We start from the raw sequence: 11,694 nt of genomic DNA on the forward strand, positions 1-11,694 counted from the left end.
AACGACTACCGTGCTTAACATTGGTGGCATTGAAATGAAAAATCAGGTCGTACTTGCGCCGATGGCTGGCGTATGTAATCCGGCTTTTCGATTAATCGCAAAAGAATTCGGAACAGGCCTCGTATGTGCGGAGATGGTGAGTGGCAAAGCCATTGTCCATGGCAACCAGCGTACACGGGAGATGTTGTTTGTAGATGAGCGTGAGAAACCGCTGAGCCTTCAGATTTTTGGAGGAGATCGTGATTCCCTCATAGAAGCAGCCAAGATTGTGGACAAGGAAACGAATGCAGACATCATCGACATTAATATGGGATGCCCTGTGCCTAAGGTAACAAAATGTGATGCAGGTGCACGTTGGTTGCTTGATCCGAACAAGATCTATGAGATGGTATCCGCTGTAGTAGATGCGGTTGAGAAGCCGGTAACGGTCAAGATGCGTATTGGCTGGGATAACGAGCATATCTTCGCGGTTGAGAATGCGCTCGCGGTTGAACGTGCAGGCGGACAGGCGGTAAGTGTACACGGCCGAACACGAGAGCAACTCTATACAGGCACTGCTGACTGGTCACACATCAAAGATGTTAAAGAGGCTGTCTCTATTCCGGTGATCGGCAACGGTGATGTCCATACACCAGAGGACGCACGCCGTATGCTGGATGAAACGGGCTGTGACGGGGTTATGATTGGTCGTGCCGCGCTGGGAAACCCATGGATGCTGTATCGTACCATTCAATACTTAAGCACGGGGGAATTGCTTCCTGACCCGAATGGCGAAGAGAAGATCCGTGTTGCCATCCTGCATATGGATCGTCTGATTGCATTGAAGAATGAGACAGTTGCCGTACGCGAGATGCGTAAACATCTGGCTTGGTATCTGAAAGGCTTGAAAGGATCTGCCCGTATCAAGGATGTTATTATGGAAGGCACCAAGCGGGATGAGATGGTACAGATTCTGGAGAACTTTGTGAGTCAGTTGAAAAGTGAAGGTAATTTGGAGTCAGAACCGGTGATTGCCGGAAGTGCATCATAATTAAGTCTGTAAAACGTTTACAGCTACAGATGACGTAACATTGACTTTTCGAGATCGTTCCCCTATACTTTCACAGTATAAATTCGCCATGTGCGTTAATTAAAGGCTAGTCATCAGGAGGAATATTCTATTTCTCTGGAGAACTTCATATAGTTTTGAAGATGTATGCGGGCGGAGCTATGTAATTACCACTGATTCCGTTGCCGTACAATCAAATTATTCCCATGACAGGAGAATCGGTTGAGATGAGCGACAAGGAAGTTATCCTTACACCAGAGGGACTTAAGAAGCTGGAAGAAGAACTGGAAACATTGAAATCAGTGAAGCGCCGCGAAGTGGCTGAACGGATTAAGGTAGCCATCGGGTATGGAGATATCAGTGAGAACTCTGAATACGAAGATGCCAAGAACGAACAGGCTTTCATTGAAGGTCGTATTATTACTTTGGAGAAAATGCTTCGGAACGCACGCATTATTAACAGTGATGAGATTGACACCGATGTCGTGAGTGTAGGTGCAACAGTTACTGTGGAAGATTTGGAATTCGGCGACATCACAGAATATACAATTGTAGGTTCTGCTGAATCAAACCCGCTTCAGAACAAGATTTCCAACGAAAGCCCTGTCGGTAAAGCGATCTTGGGCAAGAAAAATGGTACAGTTGTTGATGTAAGTGTGCCTGCTGGCGTAATTCAATATAAAATTGTAGATATTAAAAAGCTATAGTAACGAAGCAGTTGGGCACGGTAAACAAAAGCTTCCTTAGGGAAGCTTTTTCAACATTTGAGGAAGAGTGTCCTCACGCGATGCCTGCAATGTAAATAAGGAGATGAATATAGATCATGACGGATGAAGTCTTGAATCAGGAAACCGAACTTAGCGAGCTTTTACAAATTCGCCGTGACAAATTGGACGAGCTCCGCAAATTGGGAATCGATCCTTTTGGCCAAAAATACGTACGTAACGAAGAAGCCGGCTCCATTCTGAAAAAGTATGAAGAACTGACCAAGGAAGAGCTGGAAGAGAAGCACATCGAAGTCAGTATTGCCGGACGGATTATGGCGAAGCGGGGAATGGGTAAAGCAAGCTTTGCACATATTCAGGACCTGAGCGGCAGAATCCAGATCTATGTTCGTCAGGATACCGTGCCTGAGGACAAGTATGCGGCATTCAGCCTGTTGGACCTTGGCGATATCGTTGGGGTAACTGGCGTAATCTTTAAGACCAAAACAGGTGAAACTTCTGTCAAAGTTAAAGACCTTGAAGTGCTGTCCAAATCGCTCTATCCGCTTCCGGACAAATTCCATGGTCTCACTGACGTGGAGCTTCGTTATCGCCAGCGTTATGTTGACTTGATTATGAGCCCGGACGTACAACAGACCTTTATCGCACGTTCCAAAATCATTCAATCAATGCGTCGTTACCTGGATTCCCTTGGATATCTGGAAGTGGAAACACCTACGTTGCATACCATCGCAGGAGGAGCTGCAGCACGTCCGTTCATCACACATCACAATGCGCTGGATATGGAATTGTACATGCGGATTGCGATTGAGCTTCACCTGAAACGTCTGATTGTTGGCGGACTGGAGAAGGTGTATGAGATCGGCCGTGTATATCGGAATGAAGGTATGTCCACACGTCACAATCCGGAATTTACAATGATTGAATTGTATGAGGCATATGCCGACTACAAGGATATTATGCAATTGACGGAGAACCTGGTAGCTCATATTGCACAGGAAGTGCTGGGTACGCAAGTGATCCAGTATGGAGACCATGAAGTAGATCTTACGCCGCAGTGGCGTCGTGTTACGATGGTGGATGCAGTTAAGGAAGTTGTGGGCGTAGACTTCTCCGTACATATGACGGATGAGGAAGCACATAACTTGGCGAAGGAACATAAGGTTCCGGTTGAAAAACATATGACATTCGGTCATATTCTGAACGCGTTCTTTGAAGAATTTGTGGAAGAGACGTTGATTCAACCGACATTCATCACGGGACATCCTCTTGAAATCTCACCACTGGCGAAGAAAAACGATGTAGACCCGCGCTTCACGGATCGCTTCGAATTGTTCATCGTTGGACGCGAGCATGCCAATGCCTTCACAGAGCTGAATGATCCAATTGATCAACGTCAACGCTTTGAAGCACAGATGCTGGAGAAAGAGCATGGGAACGACGAAGCTCATGAGATGGATGATGACTTCATCCGTGCGCTTGAATATGGTATGCCACCGACAGGCGGATTGGGAATCGGGGTTGATCGTCTGATCATGCTGCTGACCAACTCCCCTTCGATTCGTGACGTACTGCTCTTCCCGCACATGCGTCCTCGTACGCAAGATTAAATAAGGAACGTATCATACGTTCATAATAGAAGAGGAACCTGCCGTTCAGTATGATGCTGAGGCAAGTTCCTCTTTAGGTTTACATAGGCGCCTAAAATAAAGTTCATCAGAACGCTCTGTTCAAATTACAACATTATGGTGGAACTGCGTCTTGGATTTAAGTTAGACTAACTTATTCGTATTTTGTTAAAAGAGGTGCCCTTCATGAAGTTCAGGCTTCACTTTGCCAAATTTTTATCTCCCCCGTTAATCCTGGTCGGTGGTTTTCTGCTTATCATTGCGATTGGAACAGTGCTTCTCATGTTGCCAATCTCTAACCAAAGTGGTGAGCATTTGGCGTTTATTGACGCGCTCTTTACATCAACCTCTGCCGCATGTGTGACAGGACTTGTCGTTGTGGATGTAGGGACGACCTTTAATCTGTTTGGTCAGCTTGTCATTATGGTATTAATGCAGCTTGGTGGACTCGGTTTCATGACCATAGCTACCCTTTTTGCACTTGTCTTGGGCAGACGAATCTCACTCAAGGACAGGCTACTGCTCAAAGAAGCCATTAATGCAGACAGTATGGAAGGGATTGTACGCATTATCCGCAAGGTGTTGATCTTCTCTTTTACCATTGAAGGGGTGGCTGCTGTCATACTGGCGATGCGCTGGGCAACAGAGATGCCATTGGTTCAGGCTATATACTATGGAATATTTCATTCCGTTTCATTGTTTAATAATGGGGGATTTGATCTGTTAGGCAACAGCTTTCAATATTACACTGGAGACTGGATATTCAACCTGATTGCATCCGTGCTCGTTATCTCTGGTGGACTAGGTTTTGTGGTGTTAAATGATCTGTTTGAGTATCGCACACGCCGTCGTCTTTCCCTACAGTCGAAACTGGTGCTGTCTGTGTCGGGAGCGCTGATTGGTATAGGAGCAATTGTGTTGTTTGTTTTCGAATTTACCAATGGACATACACTGGCTTCACTCACCTGGAGCGAGAAGATCTATGCATCCTTCTTCCAGTCGGTCTCTACACGTTCGTCGGGAACAAGTACAATCGATATCACGGAGATGAGGCAGGCTACCCAATTTTTCTTCATTCTGCTGATGTTTATCGGGGCTTCCCCGGGATCGACCGGGGGCGGGATCAAGACGACTACATTCCTGATTATGATTGGTGCAGTGTATGCCATGATTCGGGGAGACAAGGATATTGTGTTTTTCCGCCAGCGTGTGCCGAAGGAATTACTGATGAGGGCGCTGACCATTATTATGGTTTCACTGATCATATTCATGATCGTGGTGATGCTTCTGCTTACGACAGAGGATGCGCCATTCCTTTCACTGATGTTTGAAGCTGCATCGGCTATTGGTACCGTGGGTCTTTCTGTCGGAGTGACGGATGAGTTGACCAATTGGGGAAAAATCATTATTACCGTTACCATGTTTGTAGGTCGTATTGGGCCATTAACCATCGCGTATGCTCTTCGTCCGCGCAAAGAGAAGAAACTGTATCGTCATCCGGAGGGCCGGATCATTATCGGATAAAAAGAAAAACCGCCAGACATTCAGAACTAACTCCCGTTATCGTAACAGGGCTTGGTCATAACGAATGTGCTGCGGTTTTTTTTGGTTTAACGGCATAAGGAGGCAAGATGCACACCAAGGATATCATCCATGAGTTTGGCATTCATCTGATCGGGTCTAAGCACCGTATGGATACCCAAGCCATCCACGAGTGCATACAATCTCTCGATCTCAAGTTTAATATCAAGATCTGGTCTCGTGAGATCATGTTCGATCAGGTGAGTGATAACATAGCCTACAGCTTGTCTGAGTGCATCATACACTGTATCGGCAAGTTCTTTGAGCGTAGCATCGGTTTTGGATCTGGCTGTAAAAGCGTACCACACCTCCATTTCGGCCAGTTTTTCATCTGTGTTTGGTAATAACTCGAGTAATAAACATTTCATATTATCCATGGGAGATCCGGTGAAGGACATGTGTTGGATTCGATTGGATACCCGCTCGGATACCAGATTCATGGCATATAGTAATAGTTCTGACTGTGTAGAAAAGTAGTGACGCATTGAACCGACCGAAATTCCTGCTTCTTCGGCGATATTCCGAACAGAGGCTTGTTCCATGCCATCTCTTCGGATGATACGCCAAGCTGCTTCGGCCACGAGCATACGCTGTTTATCATGATCAACAATTTTAGGCATATGAACATTATATCATTGTTGATTATTATGATACAAATGTGCTAAATTATATTTAATACAATCGTATTATAAAAGGGGGCTAACAGATGATTGGTTATTTCATTATAGGATGTGAGATTGCCTTTTGGGTGTTTGTGTTTGCGGGTCTAAGTGTTAGGTATCTTCTTGGCATGAAAAGGTTAGGCATCGGTTTGTTGATGGCAACACCAATAGTGGATCTGTTGTTGCTGGTTGCCACTGTGATAGATCTTCAGCGTGGAGCTACAGCGAGCATGATTCATGGTATTGCTGCGGTGTATATCGGAGTAAGTATCGCCTATGGTCATCAGATGATCGCTTGGGCGGATCGATATTTCCTGTATTGGTTCAAAGGCGGAGAGAATCCTCGTAGCAACAAGTTATATGGAAGGGAGCATGCACGTCATGAGCGTAATGGATGGTTTAGACATCTTTTGGCTTGGGCAATAGGTAGTGCATTTCTATTCGCCATGATATGGTGGATTGGGGATCCTGAACGTACAGCCGTCTTCTATAATCTGATTAAAATGTGGGGAATCATAATCGGTATCGATTTTATAATAAGCTTTAGCTATAGTTTATGGCCAAGAAAAGTTCCTGCTAGGAATGTTAAACAATAAAATCAAGTGGAACGCGCATAAGAATCTGCTACATTGGGAGGGCACTCTATATTCGTTTAGGACGTATCATTTCGGTAACTATAAAATTTGAAAAAAAGACTTGCAATCAAAATCTGTACATGGTATATTCTAATTCCGGCCAAGAAAACACGGTTTACACGGTGCGGCAAGCAAATCAAATAAGCTTCGAAAGAAACTTAAAAAAAGAGCTTGCAAAGTTGGTTCGGATGTGGTAAGATATAAAAGTTGCTGAAGAGAACGACATTCGGTAGCGAAACAAGTTTGATCTTTGAAAACTGAACAACGAGTGAGTAAACATTCTGCTTGCAGAATGAACGCGAAAGTTTGAAACAAGCCTTGGCTTGAATCGACTGGAGCACAATTGAGATTTTTAATCTCGTCAGATTCAAAATGAGCTTATCGCTCTTTTCAATACTTTATTGGAGAGTTTGATCCTGGCTCAGGACGAACGCTGGCGGCATGCCTAATACATGCAAGTCGAGCGGAGTTGATAAGAAGCTTGCTTCTTTGAGACTTAGCGGCGGACGGGTGAGTAACACGTAGGCAACCTGCCCTCAAGTTTGGGACAACTACCGGAAACGGTAGCTAATACCGAATAGTTGTTTCCTTCGCCTGAAGGAAACTGGAAAGACGGAGCAATCTGTCACTTGGGGATGGGCCTGCGGCGCATTAGCTAGTTGGTGGGGTAACGGCTCACCAAGGCGACGATGCGTAGCCGACCTGAGAGGGTGATCGGCCACACTGGGACTGAGACACGGCCCAGACTCCTACGGGAGGCAGCAGTAGGGAATCTTCCGCAATGGGCGAAAGCCTGACGGAGCAATGCCGCGTGAGTGATGAAGGTTTTCGGATCGTAAAGCTCTGTTGCCAGGGAAGAACGCTTGGGAGAGTAACTGCTCTCAAGGTGACGGTACCTGAGAAGAAAGCCCCGGCTAACTACGTGCCAGCAGCCGCGGTAATACGTAGGGGGCAAGCGTTGTCCGGAATTATTGGGCGTAAAGCGCGCGCAGGCGGTCATTTAAGTCTGGTGTTTAATCCCGGGGCTCAACCCCGGATCGCACTGGAAACTGGGTGACTTGAGTGCAGAAGAGGAGAGTGGAATTCCACGTGTAGCGGTGAAATGCGTAGATATGTGGAGGAACACCAGTGGCGAAGGCGACTCTCTGGGCTGTAACTGACGCTGAGGCGCGAAAGCGTGGGGAGCAAACAGGATTAGATACCCTGGTAGTCCACGCCGTAAACGATGAGTGCTAGGTGTTAGGGGTTTCGATACCCTTGGTGCCGAAGTTAACACATTAAGCACTCCGCCTGGGGAGTACGGTCGCAAGACTGAAACTCAAAGGAATTGACGGGGACCCGCACAAGCAGTGGAGTATGTGGTTTAATTCGAAGCAACGCGAAGAACCTTACCAGGTCTTGACATCCCTCTGATCGATGCAGAGATGTATCTTTCCTTCGGGACAGAGGAGACAGGTGGTGCATGGTTGTCGTCAGCTCGTGTCGTGAGATGTTGGGTTAAGTCCCGCAACGAGCGCAACCCTTGATCTTAGTTGCCAGCACTTCGGGTGGGCACTCTAAGGTGACTGCCGGTGACAAACCGGAGGAAGGTGGGGATGACGTCAAATCATCATGCCCCTTATGACCTGGGCTACACACGTACTACAATGGCCGGTACAACGGGCTGTGAAGCCGCGAGGTGGAACGAATCCTAAAAAGCCGGTCTCAGTTCGGATTGCAGGCTGCAACTCGCCTGCATGAAGTCGGAATTGCTAGTAATCGCGGATCAGCATGCCGCGGTGAATACGTTCCCGGGTCTTGTACACACCGCCCGTCACACCACGAGAGTTTATAACACCCGAAGTCGGTGGGGTAACCGCAAGGAGCCAGCCGCCGAAGGTGGGATAGATGATTGGGGTGAAGTCGTAACAAGGTAGCCGTATCGGAAGGTGCGGCTGGATCACCTCCTTTCTATGGAGAATCGTTTCCTGTAACGGAAACATTCAAATACGCAGCTTAGCTGCAAACTACTCACTCGTTGCTCAGTTTTGAGAGCTCAAACTCTCAAACAGCTTGCTTTTGCATGGAGCTTGTTCTTTGAAAACTAGATATCGAAACGAAAGTAAATGCGAATTAGAACATTCCTTTTTAGCTGAACTTGTGTATAACAAGTTTCAATAAAAACGGTAGATTGCTGGAGCGAGTGATCGAAATGGAGCGACTTTTGGATTTGCGCAAGCAAACCAAGCGGAGCGACAGCTCGAACACGAGCGCAATGGTTAAGCTACTAAGAGCACACGGAGGATGCCTAGGCGCTAGGAGCCGATGAAGGACGTGGCGAACAACGAAACTGCCTCGGGGAGCTGTAAGCAAGCTTTGATCCGGGGGTGTCCGAATGGGGAAACCCAGCTGGGGTAATTTCCAGTTACTCACAACTGAATACATAGGTTGTGTAGAGGCATACCAGGGGAACTGAAACATCTAAGTACCCTGAGGAAGAGAAAACAATAGTGATTCCGTCAGTAGCGGCGAGCGAACGCGGAGAAGCCCAAACCAAAGAGCTTGCTCTTTGGGGTTGTGGGACGTCTCACATGGAGTTACAAAGGAACCGGTTAAGCGAAGAGGTCTGGAAAGGCCCGCCAAAGAAGGTAAAAGCCCTGTAATTGAAAGTCTGTTCCCTCCGAGACGGATCCCGAGTAGTGCGGGGCACGTGAAACCCCGTATGAATCCGGCAGGACCATCTGCCAAGGCTAAATACTTCCTAGCGACCGATAGTGAAGCAGTACCGTGAGGGAAAGGTGAAAAGCACCCCGGAAGGGGAGTGAAATAGAACCTGAAACCGTGTGCTTACAAAAAGTCAGAGCCCGTTTTAGGGGTGATGGCGTGCCTTTTGTAGAATGAACCGGCGAGTTACGTTCCCGTGCAAGGTTAAGGTGAAGAGCCGGAGCCGCAGCGAAAGCGAGTCTGAATAGGGCGACATAGTACGTGGACGTAGACCCGAAACCGGGTGATCTACCCCTGTCCAGGGTGAAGGTGCGGTAACACGCACTGGAGGCCCGAACCCACGCACGTTGAAAAGTGCGGGGATGAGGTGGGGGTAGCGGAGAAATTCCAATCGAACTCGGAGATAGCTGGTTCTCCCCGAAATAGCTTTAGGGCTAGCCTCGGAAAACAGAGTCGTGGAGGTAGAGCACTGATTGGGTGCGGGGCCCGCAAGGGTTACCAAGCTCAGTCAAACTCCGAATGCCATAGACTTACTTCCGGGAGTCAGACAGTGAGTGCTAAGATCCATTGTCAAAAGGGAAACAGCCCAGACCATCAGCTAAGGTCCCCAAGTGTGTGTTAAGTGGGAAAGGATGTGGAGTTGCACAGACAACCAGGATGTTGGCTTAGAAGCAGCCACCATTGAAAGAGTGCGTAATAGCTCACTGGTCGAGTGACTCTGCGCCGAAAATGTAACGGGGCTAAACACACCACCGAAGCTATGGCTTGATGCTTTGCATCAGGGGTAGGGGAGCGTTGTATAAGGGTTGAAGGTGTACCGTAAGGAGCGCTGGACATTATACAAGTGAGAATGCCGGTATGAGTAACGAAAAGATCAGTGAGAATCTGATCCGCCGAAAGCCTAAGGGTTCCTGAGGAAGGCTCGTCCGCTCAGGGTAAGTCGGGACCTAAGGCGAGGCCGAAAGGCGTAGTCGAAGGACAACAGGTCGAAATTCCTGTACCACCGTAAGCCGTTATGAGCAATGGGGGGACGCAGTAGGGTAGTGACGCGGACTGATGGATGTCCGTCTAAGCAGTAAGGCTGATGTGTAGGCAAATCCGCACATCATAAGGCTGAGCTGTGATGGGGAGCGAAAATTGTAGTAGCGAAGGTCATGATCTCACACTGCCAAGAAAAGCCTCTAGCCAGGTGAAGGTGCCCGTACCGCAAACCGACACAGGTAGGCGAGAAGAGTATTCTAAGGCGCGCGGAAGAACTCTCGTTAAGGAACTCGGCAAAATGACCCCGTAACTTCGGGAGAAGGGGTGCCCCGGTAGTGTGAATAGCACGAGGGGGCCGCAGTGAAAAGGCCCAAGCGACTGTTTAGCAAAAACACAGGTCTGTGCGAAGCCGTAAGGCGAAGTATACGGGCTGACGCCTGCCCGGTGCTGGAAGGTTAAGGGGAGTGGTTAGGAGCAATCCGAAGCTGTGAACCGAAGCCCCAGTAAACGGCGGCCGTAACTATAACGGTCCTAAGGTAGCGAAATTCCTTGTCAGGTAAATTCTGACCCGCACGAATGGCGTAACGACTTGGGCGCTGTCTCAACGAGAGATCCGGTGAAATTTTAATACCTGTGAAGATGCAGGTTACCCGCGACAAGACGGAAAGACCCCATGGAGCTTTACTGCAGCTTGATATTGAATTTGGGTACGATCTGTACAGGATAGGTGGGAGCCTTTGAAGCAGGAGCGCAAGCTTCTGTGGAGGCAACGTTGGGATACCACCCTGATCGTATCTAGGTTCTAACCTGGTACCGTAATCCGGTGCGGGGACAGTGTCAGGTGGGCAGTTTGACTGGGGCGGTCGCCTCCTAAAGAGTAACGGAGGCGCCCAAAGGTTCCCTCAGAATGGTTGGAAATCATTCGAAGAGTGCAAAGGCATAAGGGAGCTTGACTGCGAGACCTACAAGTCGAGCAGGGACGAAAGTCGGGCTTAGTGATCCGGTGGTACCGCATGGAAGGGCCATCGCTCAACGGATAAAAGCTACCCTGGGGATAACAGGCTTATCTCCCCCAAGAGTCCACATCGACGGGGAGGTTTGGCACCTCGATGTCGGCTCATCGCATCCTGGGGCTGAAGTAGGTCCCAAGGGTTGGGCTGTTCGCCCATTAAAGCGGTACGCGAGCTGGGTTCAGAACGTCGTGAGACAGTTCGGTCCCTATCTGTCGTGGGCGTAGGAAATTTGAGAGGAGCTGTCCTTAGTACGAGAGGACCGGGATGGACGTACCGCTGGTGTACCAGTTGTTCCGCCAGGAGCACCGCTGGGTAGCTATGTACGGACGGGATAAACGCTGAAAGCATCTAAGCGTGAAGCCCCCCTCAAGATGAGATTTCCCAGTATGTAAGACCCCTTGAAGACGACGAGGTAGATAGGCTGGGGGTGGAAGTGCAGCAATGCATGGAGCTGACCAGTACTAATCGGTCGAGGGCTTATCCAAATATGCAAGTTGTAATTCGCACACTTTCGTTTCGAATCTAGTTTTCAGAGAACAACCACTCTGAAATGTAAGCACCGCGTTTGGTGGCGATGGCGGAGGGGTTCCACACGTACCCATCCCGAACACGACCGTTAAGCCCTCTAGCGCCGATGGTACTTGGACCGCAGGGTCCTGGGAGAGTAGGACGCCGCCAAGCAAAGAACCACTGCCGATGTTATTCGGTGGTGGTTTTT

The 11,694-nt window shown here is 48.5% G+C and carries 6 protein-coding genes and 3 rRNA genes; 8 read left to right on the top strand and 1 reads right to left on the bottom strand.

Features of this window, described 5'->3' with window-relative positions:
* Positions 1-10 precede the first annotated feature (10 nt).
* From dusB to MKX40_RS00395, 4 genes are all read left to right on the top strand, one after another.
* Positions 11-1,030 carry a tRNA dihydrouridine synthase DusB gene (dusB, locus tag MKX40_RS00380; RefSeq protein ID WP_339238953.1) on the top strand — a complete coding sequence of 340 codons (1,020 nt, stop codon included), beginning with the start codon at positions 11-13 and terminating at the stop codon, positions 1,028-1,030.
* A 245-nt stretch (positions 1,031-1,275) separates the two neighbouring features.
* Positions 1,276-1,755, top strand: a complete 480-nt coding sequence (gene greA / locus MKX40_RS00385; protein ID WP_076216743.1) for a transcription elongation factor GreA — start codon at positions 1,276-1,278, stop codon at positions 1,753-1,755.
* Between the two features lie 116 nt (positions 1,756-1,871).
* On the top strand, positions 1,872-3,383 hold the full coding sequence (lysS, locus tag MKX40_RS00390) for a lysine--tRNA ligase (RefSeq protein WP_339238954.1): 1,512 nt from the start codon (positions 1,872-1,874) through the stop codon (positions 3,381-3,383).
* 204 nt (positions 3,384-3,587) lie between these two features.
* A complete protein-coding gene (locus MKX40_RS00395; protein ID WP_339238955.1) occupies positions 3,588-4,925 on the top strand; it encodes a TrkH family potassium uptake protein in 1,338 nt (445 codons plus the stop codon).
* Positions 4,926-5,011: 86 nt separating this feature from the next.
* On the opposite strand, the gene MKX40_RS00400 is transcribed toward MKX40_RS00395, so the two are convergent.
* Complete coding sequence (locus tag MKX40_RS00400; RefSeq protein WP_339238956.1) at positions 5,012-5,602, bottom strand: TetR family transcriptional regulator C-terminal domain-containing protein; 591 nt, start codon at positions 5,600-5,602, stop codon at positions 5,012-5,014.
* A gap of 86 nt (positions 5,603-5,688) precedes the next feature.
* On the opposite strand from MKX40_RS00400, the gene MKX40_RS00405 reads away from it, so the two are divergent.
* The 4 genes from MKX40_RS00405 to rrf all read left to right on the top strand — a co-directional run bounded on the left by MKX40_RS00405 (position 5,689) and on the right by rrf (position 11,657).
* Positions 5,689-6,240: a hypothetical protein gene (locus MKX40_RS00405; RefSeq protein WP_339238957.1), complete on the top strand. Its 552-nt coding sequence runs from the start codon at positions 5,689-5,691 to the stop codon at positions 6,238-6,240.
* Between the two features lie 437 nt (positions 6,241-6,677).
* Positions 6,678-8,229 (top strand): 16S ribosomal RNA (locus MKX40_RS00410).
* A 306-nt stretch (positions 8,230-8,535) separates the two neighbouring features.
* Positions 8,536-11,461: ribosomal RNA gene (locus MKX40_RS00415) — 23S ribosomal RNA — on the top strand.
* Between the two features lie 79 nt (positions 11,462-11,540).
* Positions 11,541-11,657 (top strand): 5S ribosomal RNA (gene rrf, locus MKX40_RS00420).
* Together the 16S, 23S and 5S rRNA genes form the textbook arrangement of a ribosomal RNA operon.
* Positions 11,658-11,694: the final 37 nt, after the last annotated feature.

The sequence above is a fragment of the Paenibacillus sp. FSL R5-0517 genome (assembly GCF_037974355.1).
GTDB lineage: Bacteria > Bacillota > Bacilli > Paenibacillales > Paenibacillaceae > Paenibacillus.

Excerpts from the sequence above, each read along its gene's own strand:
- greA (WP_076216743.1), top strand. The coding sequence starts at position 1,276 with ATGAGCGACAAGGAAGTTATCCTTACACCAGAGGGACTTAAGAAGCTG.
- lysS (WP_339238954.1), top strand. The coding sequence starts at position 1,872 with ATGACGGATGAAGTCTTGAATCAGGAAACCGAACTTAGCGAGCTTTTA.
- MKX40_RS00395 (WP_339238955.1), top strand. The coding sequence starts at position 3,588 with ATGAAGTTCAGGCTTCACTTTGCCAAATTTTTATCTCCCCCGTTAATC.
- MKX40_RS00400 (WP_339238956.1), bottom strand. The coding sequence starts at position 5,602 with ATGCCTAAAATTGTTGATCATGATAAACAGCGTATGCTCGTGGCCGAA.
- MKX40_RS00405 (WP_339238957.1), top strand. The coding sequence starts at position 5,689 with ATGATTGGTTATTTCATTATAGGATGTGAGATTGCCTTTTGGGTGTTT.